This window comes from Vibrio agarivorans (genome assembly GCF_030409635.1).
Classification (GTDB): domain Bacteria; phylum Pseudomonadota; class Gammaproteobacteria; order Enterobacterales; family Vibrionaceae; genus Vibrio; species Vibrio agarivorans.
The window spans coordinates 196,903-217,014 of the sequence record NZ_JAUFQF010000002.1; the positions used below are offsets into that span (position 1 = coordinate 196,903).

15 protein-coding genes are annotated in these 20,112 nt (G+C 44.4%); 7 read left to right on the top strand and 8 right to left on the bottom strand.

Features of this window, described 5'->3' with window-relative positions; all coding sequences use genetic code 11:
* Positions 1-59 precede the first annotated feature (59 nt).
* Entirely contained in the window at positions 60-749 is a 690-nt protein-coding gene (locus QWZ05_RS06485) for a LuxR C-terminal-related transcriptional regulator (protein ID WP_264876110.1), read from the bottom strand.
* A gap of 281 nt (positions 750-1,030) precedes the next feature.
* Between QWZ05_RS06485 and QWZ05_RS06490 the strand changes: the two genes are divergently transcribed.
* Complete coding sequence (locus QWZ05_RS06490; RefSeq protein WP_290297397.1) at positions 1,031-2,710, top strand: pseudouridine synthase; 1,680 nt, start codon at positions 1,031-1,033, stop codon at positions 2,708-2,710.
* Between the two features lie 84 nt (positions 2,711-2,794).
* A complete protein-coding gene (locus QWZ05_RS06495) occupies positions 2,795-3,454 on the top strand; it encodes an HAD family hydrolase (protein ID WP_264876112.1) in 660 nt (219 codons plus the stop codon).
* A gap of 108 nt (positions 3,455-3,562) precedes the next feature.
* On the opposite strand, the gene QWZ05_RS06500 is transcribed toward QWZ05_RS06495, so the two are convergent.
* Positions 3,563-4,273, bottom strand: a complete 711-nt coding sequence (locus QWZ05_RS06500; RefSeq protein WP_290297400.1) for a hypothetical protein — start codon at positions 4,271-4,273, stop codon at positions 3,563-3,565.
* Between the two features lie 219 nt (positions 4,274-4,492).
* Between QWZ05_RS06500 and QWZ05_RS06505 the strand changes: the two genes are divergently transcribed.
* A complete protein-coding gene (locus QWZ05_RS06505) occupies positions 4,493-5,323 on the top strand; it encodes a LysR family transcriptional regulator (RefSeq protein WP_290297402.1) in 831 nt (276 codons plus the stop codon).
* A gap of 48 nt (positions 5,324-5,371) precedes the next feature.
* Here the strand turns inward: QWZ05_RS06505 and QWZ05_RS06510 are convergent, their stop codons facing one another.
* Together QWZ05_RS06510 and QWZ05_RS06515 are read right to left on the bottom strand one after the other, a co-directional pair.
* Complete coding sequence (locus QWZ05_RS06510) at positions 5,372-6,403, bottom strand: HlyD family secretion protein (RefSeq protein ID WP_290297404.1); 1,032 nt, start codon at positions 6,401-6,403, stop codon at positions 5,372-5,374.
* A 4-nt stretch (positions 6,404-6,407) separates the two neighbouring features.
* Positions 6,408-6,878 carry a magnesium transporter gene (locus QWZ05_RS06515; RefSeq protein ID WP_289963890.1) on the bottom strand — a complete coding sequence of 157 codons (471 nt, stop codon included), beginning with the start codon at positions 6,876-6,878 and terminating at the stop codon, positions 6,408-6,410.
* A 466-nt stretch (positions 6,879-7,344) separates the two neighbouring features.
* Between QWZ05_RS06515 and QWZ05_RS06520 the strand changes: the two genes are divergently transcribed.
* Positions 7,345-9,207: a methyl-accepting chemotaxis protein gene (locus tag QWZ05_RS06520; RefSeq protein ID WP_290297406.1), complete on the top strand. Its 1,863-nt coding sequence runs from the start codon at positions 7,345-7,347 to the stop codon at positions 9,205-9,207.
* Between the two features lie 107 nt (positions 9,208-9,314).
* Here QWZ05_RS06520 and QWZ05_RS06525 read toward each other — a convergent pair whose 3' ends face one another.
* Positions 9,315-11,177 carry an acyltransferase family protein gene (locus QWZ05_RS06525; protein ID WP_290297408.1) on the bottom strand — a complete coding sequence of 621 codons (1,863 nt, stop codon included), beginning with the start codon at positions 11,175-11,177 and terminating at the stop codon, positions 9,315-9,317.
* Between the two features lie 343 nt (positions 11,178-11,520).
* On the opposite strand from QWZ05_RS06525, the gene QWZ05_RS06530 reads away from it, so the two are divergent.
* Positions 11,521-12,831, top strand: coding sequence for a dicarboxylate/amino acid:cation symporter (locus tag QWZ05_RS06530; protein ID WP_290297410.1), 1,311 nt, complete (start codon positions 11,521-11,523; stop codon positions 12,829-12,831).
* 65 nt (positions 12,832-12,896) lie between these two features.
* Here QWZ05_RS06530 and QWZ05_RS06535 read toward each other — a convergent pair whose 3' ends face one another.
* Positions 12,897-16,019 (bottom strand): ImpA family metalloprotease, encoded by a 3,123-nt coding sequence (locus tag QWZ05_RS06535; protein ID WP_290297412.1) that lies wholly within the window; start codon positions 16,017-16,019, stop codon positions 12,897-12,899.
* A 385-nt stretch (positions 16,020-16,404) separates the two neighbouring features.
* On the opposite strand from QWZ05_RS06535, the gene nhaD reads away from it, so the two are divergent.
* Positions 16,405-17,793: a sodium:proton antiporter NhaD gene (nhaD, locus tag QWZ05_RS06540; protein WP_390216848.1), complete on the top strand. Its 1,389-nt coding sequence runs from the start codon at positions 16,405-16,407 to the stop codon at positions 17,791-17,793.
* A gap of 221 nt (positions 17,794-18,014) precedes the next feature.
* Here the strand turns inward: nhaD and QWZ05_RS06545 are convergent, their stop codons facing one another.
* Complete coding sequence (locus QWZ05_RS06545) at positions 18,015-18,905, bottom strand: LysR family transcriptional regulator (protein WP_264876120.1); 891 nt, start codon at positions 18,903-18,905, stop codon at positions 18,015-18,017.
* A gap of 247 nt (positions 18,906-19,152) precedes the next feature.
* On the opposite strand from QWZ05_RS06545, the gene QWZ05_RS06550 reads away from it, so the two are divergent.
* Complete coding sequence (locus QWZ05_RS06550) at positions 19,153-19,509, top strand: MaoP family protein (RefSeq protein ID WP_264876121.1); 357 nt, start codon at positions 19,153-19,155, stop codon at positions 19,507-19,509.
* 103 nt (positions 19,510-19,612) lie between these two features.
* Here the strand turns inward: QWZ05_RS06550 and QWZ05_RS06555 are convergent, their stop codons facing one another.
* The gene (locus QWZ05_RS06555) at positions 19,613-19,864 is read right to left on the bottom strand and encodes a DUF3081 domain-containing protein (RefSeq protein ID WP_264876122.1); all 252 of its coding nucleotides are present in this window, start codon (positions 19,862-19,864) and stop codon (positions 19,613-19,615) included.
* Between the last annotated feature and the right edge of the window lie 248 nt (positions 19,865-20,112).

Below are 20,112 nucleotides of genomic sequence, written 5' to 3' on the forward strand. Positions count from 1 at the left end.
ATTGAACTAAGAAACAACCGCCTAAAACGTAATTATACTTAATTTAAATATGGTTATTGTTAACTTAACTCTTCCATACCAATATTGTTATTGGCCCAAAGAAGAGCTTGTAGTCGATTTTTTGCATTTATCTTTTTAAAAATATTGTGCAGGTGGGTTTTGACCGTGTTTTCACTGACAAACAGTTCATCCGCTATCTGGTGATTTGACGCTCCGTGTCCCAATAGACGGATAATCTGTTTTTCGCGTTTGGTAAGGCTTTGATAGGTTGAAGAGGTGCTGACACTATGACTATTGCGATAGTGCATGATGTATTGCTGTGCAAGCTTACGCGACAACCACATTTCCCCTTCGAGGATCTTGGTCATCCCTTTCACTAGGTTGCGTAGGTCATCTTGTAGATAGAAGACCCCCACTAAGTCTCGCCAGCGAAAGATTGCATTGAATGAAATGTCTGATGGGCAATTGATCAAGACTTCCTGAAGCGGCCGAGCAATGTCCGCTTTTAATGAACTATAAAAATTGGCATCTTCTTCACTGAGGCTTGAGTAGTCGAGAATCACAATACTGTTTTCTTTCACACCCCACGAATGAGACGCACCTTCAGCGTGCATTCCTAGTTTTAACTCTGAAAACGGTAACACTTCGACCATCACTTGCAAGTTAGACTCTAGAGACTCTTTAAATAAGTTCGACTGCATACTGACATCCGCCAGTAGTATGATTTCCGTCGATTCTTCTTGCTTCATTTAAGCGTCTCCTTCGCTCGAATTTATCTTGAGGGTAATTCGTTGCTGCACTAACGACTTACCTCCTGTTGCACTGTAAAGATAGCTTAACAGGCTTAAACATCGTCAATAGCGTTAAATTAGTATGAACAACCGTATGAAAGTGCTATATCAAGACTAAGCTCATCTAAGATAGTTAGCACTTTCGTATATTGTTCATTATCGGCACGGATTAACTAACTAGTCTCTCCGGTCATTTTTCGTTTAAAATTACCTAGACACTCCCAAATTCAGATAATCCTATGTCTTCGTTTCCAGCTTGCTTCCATACTTTTACTCAACCCACTGAGCACATAGCGCTACCAGAAAAGTTCACGTTTCCGTTTTTTTATCAGCCTCACGCCATCGCCACGCTGGCAGCTAAAGCATTGATGGACCAACTTCAACAGCCAGGCACGCCGTTTGTGCATCAATTTCAGTGTGAAGACGAAAGACAGAGCAACGGTAAAATGTTTGGGGTATTAGTCGTCCGTCATTTCAGTGGGCATCTGGGCTACCTGCAAGGATTCTCTGGCAAGATAGACGATAACAATCACCATCAAGGCTTTGTGCCTCCGGTGTTTGATATGCTTGAGGAGCAAGGCTTTTTCCGTAAGGAGATGGAGCATATCAACCAAGTCACGGCGCTTCTGAGCCAAGCTGAAAGTGACATTGCGCTTCCAGAACTCAGTCAACAGCTCAATGTGATAACCCAGCAAGCCGAACACGAAGTGGAATCACTGCGCCAAATGACCATTGAGCGCAGAGCGCAACGGAAGTTAGCGCGTGAAAGCGCAGAGCATTTAACCGATTCAGAAAAGCAACAACTCATTGAGCAACTCGGTAAAGAGAGCGTGGCAGACAAGAATGCCCTCAAGCACCTAAAGCAGCACTGGCAAGCACAAATCGATGAGGCTCAACAGTTACTTAACCATAAGCGCGCCGATATTACTGCGCTAAAAAAACAACGCGCGACACTGTCCAACCAACTTCAACACCAACTGTTCAAACGCTACCGCTTCTTGAACGGCATGGGCGAGCACAAAGATCTCGTCGATATTTTTGCCGGTACCAGCACACCGACGCCTCCAGCAGGGGCAGGCGAATGTGCCGCGCCTAAATTATTGCATTACGCCTACTCAAATAATCTACAGCCTATCGCATTAGCAGAGTTCTGGTGGGGTACATCACCCAAATCTGAGATTCGTAAGCACAAGCAATATTACCCAGCATGCCAAAGTAAATGCCAACCGATCTTAGGCCACATGCTGCAAGGACTTGAGGTGGATGATAACCCTCTGCTGATCAACCCAGCCCAAAACAAGCCATTGGAAATTCTCTACCACGATGATGCGATTGTCGTTGTCAACAAGCCCGCAAATTTTCTATCCGTGCCAGGCAAACACATAAAAGATTCTGCGTTTACTCGTCTTGAAGCTGACTATCCTGATTGCGAGGGCCCTTTTGTCATCCATCGTTTAGACATGGCGACCTCTGGTATTTTGGTGTTTGCTCTTACTAGACGCGCCAATAAAAGCCTGCAAAAGCAGTTTATCTCGCGCACTGTAAGCAAGCGCTATGTTGCGAAGATTGCACGAAAAGATATCGCAGACACTGGCCGTATCGAACTGCCAATGCGTGGCGATCCATTTGATCGGCCTCGTCAACTGGTGTGTTATGAACATGGCAAGCACGCTTTAACAACTTGGCAAGTAAAAACACGCGATGAAGCAGGCACCACCTTATATTTGCACCCCCATACCGGGCGCACGCATCAATTAAGGGTTCACTGTGCGCATCACTTGGGTTTTGACAGCCCAATTATCGGCGACACGCTATATGGTGAGCCGAACCAGCGTCTTTACTTACATGCTGAGAGTCTCAGCTTTGAGCATCCCTACACCAAAGAGCCGCTGCACTTTCAGGTAGATGCAGATTTTTAGAGGCTTAGGCGTTGTTTTAATCCTTGGTGACGGCATCAGCAATATGCGACAATGATCACTGATTTGAACTGTGCGTGAATACTGATGAACTTTAAAGCAGCAATTTTTGATATGGATGGGCTTTTGCTCGATACCGAGCAGGTGTGTATGAGGATCTTTGAGCAAGCCTGTCATGCCGTAGGCGCCCCTTTCTTAAAAGAGACCTATTTATCGATCATTGGCTGCAATGCACAGCGTATCAATCAAATTTTAACCGAAGGTTACGCACCCTACATCGATTATCAGAAAATCCACGTTGAATGGCGTGAACGCTACAACGCGGTTGTATTACACCAAGCGATTCCCGTTCGTTCTGGTGTGATTGAAATGCTGGAATGGCTACAAGAGCACAACATTCCTTGCGCCGTTGCTACGTCAACACAGAAGGATGTCGCTGAAGTCAAACTCAAGCTTGCTGGGCTCGATGGCTATTTTGCAAACATCACCACTGGATGTGAAGTCACTCACAGCAAGCCTGCGCCCGAGATCTATCAGCTGGCCGCACAACGCCTTAATATCAGTGCCAATGACTGTATTGCGTTTGAGGATTCGAATAATGGAGTCAAAGCGGCGGTTGCTGCAGGCATGGCCACTTTCCAAATCCCTGACCTGGTTGAGCCTTCACAAGAAGTCATAAAGCTAGGTCACGCCATCTTACCCACAATGGGGGATGTTTTAAGCCACTTACAAACGAAAGTCGCTTGAACAAGTAACTTGAACAAGTAACTAGTCTCAGCATCAGGGCATTACTATTAGAGTACTGCCCCATTCTTATGCTTGCTCAGTCCCAGCTATTGTCTCTGAAACTCAGTTCTATTTAAATTCATAAGTGTATGAGAAACCGATAAAGTCGCGCTTACCGAAATCATCATCACTGTAAACACCAAACGTATTAAACGACTGATTGGTGTTGATCTTATAGCTCACTCCCCCACCGAGCCAGTAGCCGCTATAGTCATCTGAGCCTTTGTTCGCGCCACCAAAGCCCATCATTGACCAGTTTTCTGATAAAGGACGCAAACCAAACATACCTACATAACCACCGTGTGAGGCTTTTGGCGTTAACACATAATCTTCTAAGATATCGTCACTGCTCTCTTGACGTTCAAAGAACTCTCCATCGTTGTAGCTATATCCCGCCATCGGGAACAGCTGAATACCAAGAGGCTGGATATTAAAGTGGCTCAGTGGAATAAAAGTACCAATGCTGTAGTTGTTGCGATATGCCCCATCATCATAATCATTGCGACTGAAGTTGAAGTTAACGATCCCCATCGGCAACAACCAAGAACCTCCAATCCGCCACTCGTCACCGTCAGTACTAACACGACCATTGATCATGCGTGCCTCATCAAGGCCTACCGAGCCAGAGACTTTCCATGAATCATCAGCGTAACTGACACCCGCCTTGGTGACAATCTTAGTTGGGTCTTCATGGTGTTTCTCTTCAGCAAGTACAGTCGAAATATGCAAAGCAGAGAGAAGAATTATTGCTTTGGAGGTTTTTTGTATCAGAATTGTCATATCAGCATTTCTAGGCATTCACTCAGCATATCCATCCGATTGATATGTTGATTGGTTGTTATGATTGAAAATGACTACCTGTCCATGCCGACATTTTCGCAACCTAATCTTATCAAAAGTCATTATTCCAGTTAGAATATTCGATATTACAAACAAACGGTCACTTGTTAATCAACTTCGGTTGACATATTGATTTTACAAATTTTTCCCCAGGTGTTTATGCAAGATCTTAATGCTCTCCATGTCTTTGTTGCTCTATTCGACACGAAATCCACTCAAAAAGCAGCAAAAAAGCTTGGGCGCTCTCAATCCTATGTTTCAAAAACACTGGCGCAGCTTCGCGAAGAGTTAGCAGATCCTCTTTTCATTAGAAGTCGAAATGGTTTAATCCCAACCAGTTATGCTTCATCAATTGAGCGAAAATTGAGAAATGCTCTTGAGCAGGTCAGCATTTCGCTGGAGCCTGAACAGTTTAACCCTCGTAACATAGATAGTGTCTGTATTCATATGGTGGAGCCATACATTATCCACATCGGGAAAAAGCTCATTGATAGGATTCGTCAAGAGTCAAACACCACGATTATTTTGCGACAATGGACGCGAAATAGTGAGCAACTCATTCTTGAGGAAGATGTCGATATTGGCCTGCACATTTTGAGTGACAAGCCGCAAGACTTCTATCAAAAGAAGCTCCATTCAAGTGCAGGGTATTTGAGAGGGAAAACAGACGGTGAGTATGTCAAATTTATCGTTGCAGGCGTAAATGAATACACCAACTATTATCAGCACTTGTTGCCGGATACAGAAGCCAATATTATCATTGACCATCACGGGCTGATGGAGCAGCTAATGACGAACTACTGCACTTTATCCTACCACCCGATGAAAGAGCCAGATCCTCAGTTTAAGCTCAACATTGACGCAGCACTGATCACAAAGTCCACCCGCCGTTACTCAAACAAGATACAGTGGCTGTCTGAGCTTATTTCAGAGCTCGTTGATGAGTTTCTGCAGTCCAAATTGCCACTTTATCCACCCACCCCTAAATGAAAAAGAGAAGCCTAGGCTTCTCTTTTTCATTTAGGGGTTCTATTAACACTAAAGTGCTGATAGATAAGCTTTGTAAGACTTCAAGCGCACGGTTGCACCACCAATGATATCCATAAACCCTAGCATTGGGTGAGGTTTTTCAGCAGAAACCCAACCAGAACCCGTTGCACCGATAGGAACGATATAACCTTCCGGCTCTTCAAACTCAATGATTACCGTACGGCCATGTGTACCCATGTTATTGCCAACGTGTTGACGAACATGTTGTGTACCATTAATCACTGACACGCGCGCTTCACCGGTGCCCGCAGTCACACTGTGTACACGACCACGAAAGATTTCACCCGGGTAAGCATCAATATAGAACTCTGCAAACTGGCCAGCTTTAATACCTTTATAGCTTTGATCCGCAATACGCATCTCCACAAACTTTTTACTGGTATCGTAAAGGTGCATGTTACCTACGCGCGTACCGTCAGTAATGTTAGCAATGGACATCTGGCCATCAAACGGTGCACGAATTTCACGACGTTCATTTTGCCACTGTGCTGTAGCGATCTGAGCTTCAATCGATTTGATTTGCGCATTGGCAGAAGCAATTTTAGCGACATGTGAATCAATTCGAGTACGGATGTTGTCACGCTCTTGCTCTTGGGCGTAATCATTCAAACGCTGTAGACGATCAAGCGTCTTTTTATCATTCTCAATCTGGTGATTAACTGCAAGAATCTCAGCCTCTGCAGCAGCGCGCTGTGCTTCTAGGCCACGGATTTGAGAGTCTGTATCCACATCTTTCAATGTGTAGATCAAATCGCCTTTTTTCACTTGTTGGTTGTGAGTAACGAAAACACGCTCAACCTCTTGACCAAGCAACGGGCTAAGCACAGCATGCGGTGCTTTAACTGTTGTGCTGTCCGTCAAATCAGCAGGCGACCAAAAACGGTGCGCAGTAAACAGCATAAAGGCGAGGAAGAAACCTGTACCAATCATAACGGTGGCATTTTTTAGCGTCCAACGAACCAAGCCAGACTTAACCAGTAACCAACAAATTAGGATATATGGCAGCATAATCTCTTTCATGTGATTACTCCTCTGTTACTTTTGTTGTTGACTTAGTGTCATTACTCTCTGGATTCACACCTTTACGAATAATGTTCGAAATACTATCAGCTAATACATCCCAACGAGCGAATGCGATAATGATGGCTAAAACCCACCATGCCTTGTTGATAAACAAACCACACAAAGAGAGGGCAAAAACAATTTGGGTGTGAGCAGAAGACATTTCGTGCGCTTTATGCACCGCAACTTCATGCAGTTGCCAAAGCAAGTAGATGACGTACACAACAATCGCGACGGTCACGAAGAAGACAAAACCCATAAACACTTCAGAGTCGAGCAGACGCAAAATGGTTGGGTAGCCATTTAAGAAGTACTCTTCAGGTAAGTCTTTACCGTGAATTTTACCTAGCTTGGCAAGCAGCAAAGAAGAGCCGACCAATGTACCAAGAATCACCACTGCTTTTATCAAAAACAGGATGATGCCTTTTATCATCCCTAGAAAACTGAACTTGTCTTCTTTCCTTGAAGGTTCGTCTTTTCTATCTTCAGACATGATGTATTTCACCTTAATGATTGTTACTGAAAATGATAATACCCTGCTGGGTTGGTAAATATAGAATAGTGACTATTCCATATTGCTTAATTATTTATATTTTTCTTTCCTTGCATTCACATCATCTATAAGCCATTGTTTTTGTTGACTTTATTCCTGTTGAGCATTGACTTAAATCACAAAGTGTTTAAAATTTTTGCGAATACGCGGGGTAATATATTAAGCGGTTACAGTCTACTTTATTCGCATGCTTAAATTGGAATAGTCATTATTCCAAATGGAATAATGACTTGTTCTACAATCGCGCGTTGGATCTGAATTTATCTATCATTCCTAGAAAACACTATGCCAATATGCTGCGCAGATAGCAGGCAGAGAACAACACCAATCAGTCACTTGAGGTTTCATGAAATTACGTACAAAAATTATTGCTGCAGGGTCTCTGGTTAGCTTGGTATCGCTAAGCCTATTGTCTGCTATCAATTATAATGCGCTCAGCAAAGAAGTTGAGAAGTCAACAGCCACCACGATTGATATCTCACTAGAGCAAGTTGCCGACACACTTACGGCAACAATGGAAGGTAAGTTTCAGTTTGCAGACTACCTTTCTGAGCTGGTTGTGAATACTTCGCGTGATAATGCGACAACGATTTTTAATCAAAATCAGTTGCAAAATGTGTTTGTCACAGCGGGGATTGGCTATGAAAGCGATGGCTCCATTGTTCACAATGATAACAACTGGATCCCACCGTCTGATTGGGATTCACGTCAACGCCCTTGGTATATGCAGGCGAAAAATGAGCGTCAGCGTACAGTAACAGAGCCCTATGTTGATGAGGGAACAGGCAACATCCTTATCTCGGTATCTCAACCGGTTTATCAAGCCGGGCGACTTCATGGTGCCACTTTCTTTGACATCAACTTAAACACCCTCTCTGAGATAGTGAACCAAGCGGATGTGCCATACAGCACACTGTTTATCGTTGACCAAAATGGCACTATCATCGGCCATCCAAACAGCCGCTTAAACGGTCAACCGCTGACGAGCTACATTCCTGGGGGGGTGATCAGCTCAGAATTGTCGATATTTGACGTTGATGGTCGAGCTCACTATCTTGACTTCCATCCTGTGGCTCAAACTGATTGGTACGTGGGCATGATCGTTGATCACGAGAAAACCTATCTACCTCTTGATGAGATGCGCAACAACTCTGTGATTACTGCAACGACGCTAGTCGCTATCGCTCTAGGACTATTTTTCTATATCTTACTTTGGTTGACAAGCCCATTACGTGAACTCGGCGCAGCGATGGACAACGTAGCCAGCGGCGATGGAGATCTCACTAAGCGCCTTGATACTAACACCGATGAAGAGTTCAGTTTACTAGCCAAAAGCTTCAACAACTTTGTTGGTAAAATTCAAGATCTGATCAAAGACAGTCAGCAAACGGCGCACAATATCACCCACGTATCAGAGTCAACTCACGTTGCAGCAAACGATTCACGTCAACTTCTCAATACTCAGGTACTAGAAGTGGAGCAACTTGCTACTGCGATGAACGAAATGTCGACGACCTGTTCGTTGGTTGCGGAAAATGCGCAAAATGCGGCTCAAGCCGCTCAGGCAGCTGACTCAGCAGCAGAAGAGGGCAACAGCATTGTTTCAAACACCTCAGAGTCGATTCAGACGCTCGCTCATCAGATGGAGCAAGCGTCCAATACTGTGCGTGAACTCGAGTCATCGACTGAGAACATTGAATCTATTGTTAGTGTCATTAATGGCATTGCTGATCAAACCAACTTGCTGGCATTGAATGCTGCAATTGAAGCCGCTCGCGCGGGTGAATCTGGCCGCGGCTTTGCGGTAGTTGCTGACGAGGTTCGCACGTTGGCGCAGCGCACGACAGAATCAACAACTGAGATTCGCAACATGATTGAGCAGCTACAAGCCGGTGCTAACACAGCTGCCTCTGCTATGTCACAGAGCTATAACTTAGCGATTGATACCGTCGAGCAGGCTCACACAGCCAACCAATCACTGCACAGCATTAAAGAAGCGATCTCACAGATCACTGAAATGAACATTCAGATCGCATCAGCGGCAGAAGAGCAGAGCTTGGTCGCTGAAGAGATTAATGGTAACACGGTCAACATCAAGGATCTATCAAGCCAAGTTGCAGAGCGCTCGCAAGAGACTTCAAACTTAGTCGACGAACAAACTCGCCTGGTCGAAGAGCAATCATCGTCACTTAACAAGTTTATTGTTTAAACTGTTAGGCTGGTTGACTGACGAACTGACATAAACAGAACAAAAAGCGCAGAGATTGATTTTATCGTCTCTGCGCTTTTTTTACATTGAAGGTTACAGCCTTTGGCTCACTGCTTTAGCCAGCGCGCTATATCATTAGTGAGAGTATTCACCACCACTAACGAGCCCTGCTGCGATAGGTGCCCATAGTCACTAAATAGCATCTCACCATTCAGTTTGTATTCACAGACGCCGGCCTCACATAAAGAGGGCATAGGGTTGATGAAGTCACCGCTGGTGATAATAAACTCAAGCTCTTGGTTTATCGCCTCTTTTATTGTATTCGGCCAAGCGTTCGAGGCTTTTCCCTGCCCTTTTTGGTCATCAATAATCGACACATCAGTAATAAACTGTGGCGATTGACCAAACACCAAATAACGTACCCCTAGGTTATCCAGCTTCTCTAGAGTCGACGTCAGGCGATCAAGACCCGCCTTTTGATGATCGCTCCATTTAGCCGAGAGAAAGACCACATCAATATCAAGCGCTTCGATTAGCTCAAGTGCATTACGATTAAACTCATCGCAATACGGTAACGCGAAAGATTCAAACGTCATGATAGGCGGACAGCCGGCGGAGGCATACTTAATCAGTGTCAACTGTTGATGCTTCGCTAGTGATTCAAACCCTTTGGTGTAATGGTTCAAGAAGGAATCACCCCACATCAGAACCCGCTCCCCCTTTGGCGAGTCAACGAGGGTACATTCCTTATAGTCCCAGTCAGGGTAGTGTTTGGCATTCATCAAAAAACAGGGGTCAGAGGTTGGTTGGGACGTTGCCAGCAATTCTGTCGGTTGACGCTCCACACTCACAACTTGCACAGTGATAGCGAAGGTAACAAAAGAAGCAATACCCGCTCCCGATATCGAAAACACCTGTTTGCGTGACAGCACTTTGCGTCGACGTATGGGTTGCTCGACCCAGTAATAACTTGCCATAGCAAAAGTGAAGCTTAGCGCGATCACCATTAGCGAGTCCCACACTGACAGCGGTGCTAGGCGATAATACTTAAAGAACACCGTAATGGGCCAGTGCACTAAGTAGAGAGAATAAGACAGCAAGCCTACATACACCACAGGCTTTAGCGCCAACCCGCGTTGCACCCAACTAGGCTGAGTATTGGAAAACGAACCAGACGCTATAATCGCTGCCGCTCCCAAACATGGTAACAGTGCACTCAAGCCGGGAAAAGCAGTGTCTTTGTCATAAAGCACGGCGGCAGATACAATCGCGACGAGACCGATGACCCCGAGCAGGTTTGCTGCAAAAGCCGTTCGTAACTTAAACGGTGGCGCGGCGGCTAACACAGCACCCAGCAAAATCTCCCAACCTCGTGTTGGTAACAAGAAGTAATTGGCTGAAGCGGCTTTATCCATCAAAAACCAACTCAAAGCAAAGCTCGCAATCAGCGGTGGATAGAGCGCTAGATACCAGTTCTTGTTAAGCCATCGATAAACGGCTGCGACATAAATAGGCGCAAAGATGTAATACTGCTCTTCAAGAGACAAAGACCAAGTATGAAGCAGCGGTTTAAGCTCAGCAGCAGACCCAAAATAGTTGGTTGTTTTCCAGAAAAAAAGGTTCGAAATAAACGTTAAAGAAGCAACAAGTGATTGAAGGTATTGATGATAAAGCTCAGGAAGAAACAGAGCGTGAGCCACAACGGTTGTAAGCAACAAGGTAAAAAACAGTGCCGGCATAATCCGTTTGGCACGTCGATAATAGAACTCGGTGATAGAGAATGTCCCATTATCAAGCATATGCAGTAAGCTGAGCATAATCACATAACCGGATATAACGAAGAAGACATCAACGCCGATATAGCCGCCACTCAACTGCTCAAAGCCTGCGTGAAACAATACCACCACTAATACGGCAACCGCTCTCAAGCCATCCACATCGGGGCGATAGTTTATCGGTTTTCCTTGCATTTATATTCCCTATTCACCCAAATAATAGGTGGGTGTGTTTTCCTCAACTTTTGAACTAAGAATATCCCGTATTTTCTTTGACTATGGTCTGAATTTTGACTGAAAAGGCCAAGCTAAGACTGACGAATACTCTCATCATGTAACCTAAACTTTAAATCCAGTTGCTAGCACGTAATTTGCGTTAACAACTCTTTACGAGTGCTTTTTAACTTCGTTAAAACACCGTTTTTTTACAAGATCCAGATCACATCTTTTTTTTTCGTCACGCTCTTTGCAATTAACTGCTGCTAACCTCGGGCGCACTTTGAATGAATCAAGGTTAAAACTATAAGGAGTGTTCTTGATGAATACCAAGCAACCAATGTCGCTTACTGGCCGTGTAATCCTGGGGATGGTTACCGGTATTCTTACTGGATTTTTTATTCAAAATTTCTTGGCTGATGTCAGCTTCATTCACGACTATCTCGTGAATGGTCTTTTTGAAGTCGGTGGACAAATCTTTATCTCCAGCTTACAAATGCTGGTTGTGCCACTGATTTTCGTTTCTCTTGTATGCGGTACAAGCTCTCTACAAGATATTACAACCCTGGGCCGTATGGGTGGTAAAACGCTTGGCTTCTACCTCATTACAACAGCAGTAGCGATTACCCTTGCATTGACGATGGGCAACCTATTCCAACCTGGTGCAGGTGCAGACCTGACAGCGGCAGCAAGCTTCCAATCTGCTGAAGCGCCGTCTCTTGGCCAAGTTGTGATTAACATGTTCCCTAAAAACCCAATTGCTTCTATGGCACAGGGTAATACCCTCCAAATTATTGTCTTCGCCATTTTATTTGGTATTGCAATCAGTGCTGCGGGTGAACCAGGTAAACGTGTTGCTAACGCTTTCTCTGACCTAAATGAAGTGATCATGAAGCTTGTTGCGCTATTAATGAACATCGCACCGTTCGGCGTGTTCTTCCTAATGGCAAAACTGTTCTCTGGTCTTGGTCTTGGCGCTATCTGGAGTTTAGGTGGATACTTCCTTGTTCTAACCGGTACACTACTGCTTCACGGTCTAGTGACCTACGGTGTACTATTGAAAAGCATTACGGGTCTGAGCCCAACGCTCTTCTTGCGTAAGATGGAAGATGCGATCATGTTCGCCTTCTCTACGGCATCATCAAACGCGACGATTCCCGTCACGCTTGAGACAGTGAAAAACCGTCTAGGTGTGAAAAACCGCGTAGCATCATTCACTGTGCCTCTTGGTGCAACAGTGAACATGGATGGCACGGCCATCATGCAAGGTGTTGCTACCGCATTTATCGCGCAAGCGTTTAACATCGACCTTACGATGGGTGATTACCTAGCTGTTATCCTAACCGCAACTCTGGCTTCTGTTGGTACTGCGGGCGTTCCTGGTGTTGGTCTTATCATGCTAGCGATGGTTCTTAACCAAGTTGGCCTACCACTAGAAGGTATCGCTCTGATTATGGGTGTTGACCGTCTACTGGATATGATTCGTACCGCTGTAAACATCACAGGTGACAGTGCCGCTTCTGTCATCGTTGCGCACTCAGAGGGCGCGCTAGATAGAGATCGCTTTAACGACCCACTCGCGGGTGAAAAGGAAGAAGAAGTTCACTTCGTTCCTGCCGAAGAAGGCAAGTAATTCGTTAATCTTGTTATAAAAAAGCGCCAAGGCCCCCAGCCTTGGCGCTTTTTCGGTTATAGTCATTACTGTTTCACAAAAGCTTCAATCTCACCTAAAGCCATATTCCCAGCCTTATTCAGCTCTAAGCGAATATATCGAACACCACTCTCTGGCAGCTCTCCACTGGTAAACTCAAAGAGTTGAGCTTCACCCAATGATTCGAAATAGAGTGAAGGTTGCGACCAAACCGTTGACCTTTCGTTATCCAATAAGCTAATTGTCGCGCCATTAATGGTATTCGAATCATACTTATTTCGATTAGTCAGTAATAGTTGATCGATGTTCAGCAACTCTTCTAGGTCTATCTCGAGCCAATGGCTATAACCCCATTTGGTATGATAGTAAGTCCCCGTATCATCATCATTTATTTTGCTCCTAGAGTGTTTGTCACTATGCTCAGATGATGCTGAAACAGGCTTGTTTAATGCGACATTCACTCCCTCAAGTTTCATACCGCTCCAGCGGGTTGAACCATCAATTGGCAGTGTGTCATGATCTAACGAGTCACAATATTGATCACTCTCATATCGATAATATTTATTAGCATCCGCTATAGGGAGAGCAAACGTTGCTATTTGGCTCTTAGCCTCATCTGTTACTTCCTGCCCCCAACTTTCAATCACTGGGGTAAAATCCATACCTGATGCATAAGCAATCGCAATCGCTAACCAGTCATTTTGACTCAACGACTTTGCTTCTTCTCTTTCAAAAATGCTCAGGCCAATTTTATCTCGATAGTGTATCCAGTTTTCATCACTTCTTACTGCCTCTTCATACTCGCGAAGTAATATGTGAAGACGAGGGTATAAGTGCCAGCCATTTTGTAGCAGTCCATTCTCTTCAATTTGCATCATCATCTGTAGATAGAGTGCAGGCCCAGCGCGCCAATCACTACCTAGATTTAAGCTGGCCATGTAGGCCGAAGGATCGTTTTGATGGAACGCTTCCTGTAAGTGGGAGAAATAGACATCACTGTTTAAGTTTGAGCACTCTGTCAGTTTTCCTGTGTTTGCACGGAACATTGACTTGCTGTAATAGGCGTAAAAGTTAGTCGCACTATGCCCGGTAAAGCCAGTGAAGCGGAGACGACTCTTTTCCAATCCATGTCCAAGTTCATGAATATCACCATGTCCAACTGGGTCAAAAGGCCAATTCGCATCATACGGGTTTCCTGAGCATCCAGCACCACATGTCGCTTGATCAGCATTCATGTGCTTAGTATGGTGTTGTGTACGTACCTCTAAGCCTTTAGATTTCGCCCAATCAATAATTTCAGGAACTTCATCAATACCTGGACCTTGGTAACCTGCCAATACGTGCGGGTAGTTATGAGTATATCTTTCAACTGCATTAATTAGCTCATTACCATTATCAAAAACCGGATTGGCCATAGTAATGCCCATTTTCATTGCCGTGGAGTGTACTTCAAAATGGTTAGTCGAAATTTCAGCCCAGTCGAACTCGTTTTTACTTAACTCTTGCTCAAAATAACTAGAGTCTCCCCAACCTGGATAATGCGGATGCTCGCCAACATTCGAGAACAAAAGCGCAATCGGAGTCTCTTTCGTTCCAGACATCTCTACTTGTATTGGGCCACCATAAGGTGAAGTAAATTGAATCGTTTCACCTGGCTCAATCGGAATAGCAGTGGAGCGCAAGAATTTAGGACGCTTGTAACCATTTTGTTCAAACTCTTTTGTTGAAGTGCTACGTTGAGTATTCACAAATACCTTTGCTTCTATATCACTTGAGCTATCTTGGCGTTTAACTGTAACCGTTTGACCAGGAAGAGCATAAGCACCTGTAGACTTAAAGCCACCATGATTAACAAGTTCAACGCCTTTATTATCTGGAATTATATGACTAAAATCACTGCGACTAAAATTACCTAAGTCAGGTTGAGCCGGTGTATTGATTCGATAGTTGTGAATCACATGATCAGCAAAATAAGCCTGTAAGAACGCTAAGGTCTCTGTCGTATCATAACTCATTGGGTAGGTGATATTTTGGCGATAGTCGTCGGCTAATAGAATAATTGCCTTCAGGTAAGCAGGTAGATCACTCTCAAATATATTGATTTTGTTACTATCCAGTTGATTCACCCAATTGTGTATGTCATCAACACCTTGTTTAAACTCCTCATTATAAACATCACTATTGCAAGAACCCTGACACTCTGAAATATCAAAGCTGAAACTATTGTCTCGTAGATGTGTCAGTAACTGGTAAGTCGGAGCGATACTCTCGTCGATTGCCTCATAATCTGCAGTAGGATCGTAACTATTTAGTCCCGTTTGTGCCCAATAGTTTTTGCTCACTGAGCGAATAGCATAGTGTTCAAAAATCGGTATGCTCAGTTCGTTCTTATCTCTGAAGTGATTCGTAAATAGCAGTGGTATACCCAAAGCTTCGGCTCTTTTTACCTGCTCGTAAACCACACCTATATCGTCTTCAGGGTTATAGTGACTAGACAGAATCAGCAAGTCTGTATCAGCATCAATACATGAACTCAATGCTTGCCCATTACAACTAAATACTCCCTCATTATAGGCAACGCTTTCACCAAACTCCTCACCTAACCACTCTTTAAGCTTACTATCTTCTTTAAACCAATAGCTTTCATCATGATGCGCAATAACCACGTTTATTTTATCTGCGAGAATTTCTTGTCTGCTTTTACCAATAAGCCAATCAAGGGCATTATTATAGAACGACCAAAAGTCGTCATTCACCTCGCGGTCAAATCTTGCAATATTTTGCGGGTTCGTCGCTAAGAATAGGTAACGTTGATTTTTGTTTTCACCAATGATACCGACACTATTATTTACTTTACCGTTACCAAAAGAGTAGTTCCCTGGCAATATGGAATAATTGACACCATAGGTTGCTGCAAAGTTGACTGAATCATGACTCGGGTTCCAGGTAATATTATCCAGGCTAGTCTCGTCCCCTTTAGCCTGACCATCTTCAGTTAAATTAAACAGATTTCTCTTAATTGCCTGCAATTTAATCTGATGTTCTTCAATCCCTTGTATTGCATTGAGTAGATGAGTATTGTCTTTTGTACCAGAGGCGCTTTGTGCTGGCAAAGCCATAAATACACAAAGTGCAAGCGTACTTAGCGACATGACGTTTGATGATTTCATGAGACACCCTTTCTTTATTAGAATATAAACTTCCCTTTCACTTCGGAAGTATAAAAACCTTAGTATTAGTTAGGTATATATTCCAAGTTAATTGCTGCTAATTGAACCAAAGTATCAAATTACAGCAACTCTCATCATCCTTGTGAATATTTAAACCCAAAAACATACTTATGAGCAATATAAACATCAGCTATTATTCGTGTTATTTGGAGTGAATATTTTAAATTCTAATCTCAATCTAACAGTCAATTTAGAAACATCTTTTTGACTCATTCGTCACACTTGAACAACCGCAAAATGGTTAGACTAGAGAGGTTGTCCCTGTCTCGCCATGGAGGAATCAATGAAGGCACCTGCACTTACTTCGCTATCTCTACTCGGTTTGATGTCTGCGCCCGCATGGGCAACTTCAAGCACCTCATTAGACTTAACTCACTCTACTGTGGGCTATCTATGCCTCATTATCTTTGGTTTGGCCTATACACTTGTCATGTTAGAGGAGGTGTTGCAGCTAAGAAAATCAAAACCCGTTCTTCTAGCCGCGGGCATTATCTGGGCAATTCTCGGTTATGTTTACACCCAAAATGGCATTGCAGAACAAGCGCATGCCGCTCTTGAGCACAACCTATTAGAGTATGCTGAACTGTTACTATTCCTACTGGTTGCGATGACCTATATCAACGCGATGGAGGAGCGCAACCTGTTTGACGCCCTGCAAGCTTGGATGGTGGGGAAAGGCTTTAACTTTAAAACGCTGTTTTGGCTGACTGGTGTTCTGGCCTTCTTTATCTCTCCGATTGCTGACAACCTCACCACTGCGCTATTGATGTGTGCTGTGGTGATGAAAGTCGCAGGTGACAACAAACGTTTTGTAAATATCGCCTGTATCAATATCGTGATCGCCGCCAACGCAGGCGGTGCGTTTAGCCCATTTGGTGATATTACCACCCTCATGGTGTGGCAAGCTGGCCATGTCGCTTTCTCTGAGTTTATGCCACTGTTTATTCCCTCGGTGGTGAACTATGTTGTCCCTGCGGTCATCATGTCGTTTTTTGTACCAAACACGCAGCCAAATACTATCCACCAGCATATCGAGCTAAAACGTGGTGCACGCCGAATCGTTGGCTTATTTATATTAACCATTATGACCGCGGTCGCGTTCCATGCAGTGCTTCATTTCCCGCCAGTGGTCGGGATGATGATGGGTTTAGCCTACTTACAATTCTTCGGCTTCTATCTAAGAAAAACGCTACGTGCATCGTTAACGAGAAAAGCGGCAATGGCTATCGCCAATCGCGATGATTTAGCGCTCAAGCGTCTCGGCAGTGTGGTGCCTTTTGATGTTTTCCGCCGTGTTTCTCATGCCGAGTGGGACACACTATTATTCTTCTACGGCGTGGTGATGTGTGTCGGTGGCTTAAGCTTGCTGGGCTACCTTGGCATGGCGTCAGAGATCATGTACACCCAGTGGGATCCAATCTGGGCTAACGTCATGGTGGGGATCTTGTCTGCGATCGTCGATAACATTCCCGTGATGTTTGCTGTCTTAACCATGGATCCAGCCCTATCGATGGGTAACTGGTTACTCGTCACCTTAACAGCAGGTGTCGGCGGCAGCTTACTCTCTATCGGATCCGCCGCTGGTGTTGCTTTAATGGGCGCAGCACATGGGCAATACACCTTTTTCGGCCACTTGAAATGGGCGCCAGTGATCGGGCTGGGTTATATCGCCAGTATTTTGGTGCATTTGTGGCTGAATGGGGGGATGTTTTAAGGGGGAAGAAAATTGGAAAAGAAGAATACAGAGGTGGGTGTTCTGTGATCTGTTGAGGGGGAGAAGGCTGGAGGTGGAAGGTTTGAGGATCTATTACATTCAAACCTTCGTGCCTAAAACGAGTGCAAAACGTTGAAGAATCAGTTAACTAACAGCGATCACCTCTGAACTCTGTATTCCCCAATCCCCCCCCCTTCTACCTCCAACCTTCTATATACCCCCTACTCCATCTCCACACGCCCTGCTTGCTGCAAGGTATACGCCGTCAATGGGTCAATATCTCTCACCAACTCACAAACTTGATTAATCGCTTCAACCGATGAGCTACCTTTGCGGTAGCTTAAATAGATCGGGCGATACCAATCTTCGCTGTTTTCTACACGATACAGTTGGCCGGTGTCTAAGAAAGGTTTGACCATGGAATAAGGTAAGTAAGCACTTCCTTGCTTATCGAGGATGAAATCTAAAGCGATCCGCGCGGTTGAGGTTCTCAGCAAGGGTGGTGCCGCTTTGCCGTGGCGCTCTACATGCTCTGAGCCAAACTTGGTGCCCCAGTCTACGTAGACATAACCATTTTCAAATACGGTCTCTACGCTTTGCGGCGAAGTTGAAACCATCACAAGCACTAGATCTGCTACTTTCTTACATTCGAGCTCATCGGCTTTGATCTGATCAAACGCAAACGCCATGTCTAGAGTGCGCTCAAGCAAGTGGCGGTTGAGCGCTTCACGATTGAGCACTTCTGCCATAAAACCATAGCCAGAAAAGGATTCTGTCACTACGCTCAAACAGTTCTGTAGATAGGCATCCCAAATATTGGGTGTACCCCCCATTGTTAGCTGTAGCGCTTGACCACTCTCCAAAGACAACTCCAGCTTTGCCTGCTGTAGGGTCGAAACCATGACCTCTGCGTAGCCAATTAGGCGCTCACCTGCCGATGTCAGCTTGATATTGTTGCGATCACGAGTGAAAAGCTGGGTATCAAAATAGTTTTCTAACTGCTTAATACGCGCACTCACAGCCGCCTGAGTGATATAGAGGTTTTCAGATGCTTTACCAAAATGTTTGGTGCGAGCCACCTCTAAGAAGGTGCGGAAGACTTTTACATCCATTTATTTTTCCTGCAATACAAATGACATCTTATTCAAACAGATTATACAACCATAACGATGGAACAAGATTCAAAAATGTTATGACCGAAGTCCGAGATATGCTTATCGTCACGATAAATATCTTTTGATTCTCTTTCCAGTAGTTTACGAATATGTTTGCGTAACACCACAGCATCAACCGATGTTGTCAGGTGTCATAATTAACTGCGAATTTAACACGCACCCTGAATTTTATATCGAGGTCATTATGTCTGAAACTCACTTTCGCTACGGCAGAAAACGTTTTTATGACAACACCAAGTTCCCACGCGGTTTTGCTAAGTCAGGCGACTTTACGCTAGCAGAAGAGGAACTATTGATTCAATTCGGCGACACCATGCTTGGCTTAGAGCTGGGTGAACTTTCACCAGAGAACAGCGAAGAGAAGCATTTTTTGAAAGTGCTGGCTAACCCGCTAAAAGCGAAATCAAAGCTCGAGCGTACTTGGCTGAAATACACTCAATTGGCTCGTGGCCGCAAACGTTTTCATACCCTTAATGGTTCACGCCGTACCTCAGCTGCCGACAGCTTAGAAGAGTTCGATGCGGTTTTAGAAGACGATTAATTTAGCTTCGAGACAGCTTTTAAAACGAATAACATTTTTTAATTTGTGCTCCGCGAGATCACCAAGGATACGATCCACCAGTGAGCGGAGCACTTTTTCATACCTACTTCGCCAACAGCGCTACTTTCTTCAAAAAGCTCTCTTTAAGATGGGCTTGATCATAATCCATATGATAAGTGTTGTGGAAACCGATACTCAGCTCCACGCCATTACCGCGCAAATAGATGTTGTACCCATCATAGTCAGCAATCGCTTCGACACCCTCATAGATCATGCCATGCTCTGTTGGCGTGCCATTCGCCATAATTCGCTCATAAGCATGTAAGATTTTGGTTGAATCGAGTTCATTTTTCATCGTTCTACCTCCGAGCTGCACTCGGTTATGCACCTTATATAAGTATGGACGATATTCTGTCGTAAGGTGTGAAGCTGGCCAGGTTTTACTCTATGCTTAATCGAGCGCTTGGCTGGCGCTCTATTTACCCACCTTGCTCTCCGTTCTGCTCACATGTCATTAATTTAATATTCGTTAAAAGACAAATAGAAACATTTGCTTACACTCACAAACGCCAACTATAGTTATTGAACACTACACAGAGGTGT

Coding starts and splice junctions, on each gene's coding strand:
- QWZ05_RS06490 (WP_290297397.1), top strand. CDS start 1,031: ATGTCTTCGTTTCCAGCTTGCTTCCATACTTTTACTCAACCCACTGAG.
- QWZ05_RS06530 (WP_290297410.1), top strand. CDS start 11,521: ATGAATACCAAGCAACCAATGTCGCTTACTGGCCGTGTAATCCTGGGG.
- QWZ05_RS06485 (WP_264876110.1), bottom strand. CDS start 749: ATGAAGCAAGAAGAATCGACGGAAATCATACTACTGGCGGATGTCAGT.
- QWZ05_RS06515 (WP_289963890.1), bottom strand. CDS start 6,878: ATGATAAAAGGCATCATCCTGTTTTTGATAAAAGCAGTGGTGATTCTT.
- QWZ05_RS06505 (WP_290297402.1), top strand. CDS start 4,493: ATGCAAGATCTTAATGCTCTCCATGTCTTTGTTGCTCTATTCGACACG.
- QWZ05_RS06510 (WP_290297404.1), bottom strand. CDS start 6,403: ATGAAAGAGATTATGCTGCCATATATCCTAATTTGTTGGTTACTGGTT.
- QWZ05_RS06495 (WP_264876112.1), top strand. CDS start 2,795: ATGAACTTTAAAGCAGCAATTTTTGATATGGATGGGCTTTTGCTCGAT.
- QWZ05_RS06545 (WP_264876120.1), bottom strand. CDS start 18,905: ATGGATGTAAAAGTCTTCCGCACCTTCTTAGAGGTGGCTCGCACCAAA.
- nhaD (WP_390216848.1), top strand. CDS start 16,405: ATGTCTGCGCCCGCATGGGCAACTTCAAGCACCTCATTAGACTTAACT.
- QWZ05_RS06500 (WP_290297400.1), bottom strand. CDS start 4,273: ATGACAATTCTGATACAAAAAACCTCCAAAGCAATAATTCTTCTCTCT.
- QWZ05_RS06525 (WP_290297408.1), bottom strand. CDS start 11,177: ATGCAAGGAAAACCGATAAACTATCGCCCCGATGTGGATGGCTTGAGA.
- QWZ05_RS06520 (WP_290297406.1), top strand. CDS start 7,345: ATGAAATTACGTACAAAAATTATTGCTGCAGGGTCTCTGGTTAGCTTG.
- QWZ05_RS06550 (WP_264876121.1), top strand. CDS start 19,153: ATGTCTGAAACTCACTTTCGCTACGGCAGAAAACGTTTTTATGACAAC.
- QWZ05_RS06555 (WP_264876122.1), bottom strand. CDS start 19,864: ATGAAAAATGAACTCGATTCAACCAAAATCTTACATGCTTATGAGCGA.
- QWZ05_RS06535 (WP_290297412.1), bottom strand. CDS start 16,019: ATGAAATCATCAAACGTCATGTCGCTAAGTACGCTTGCACTTTGTGTA.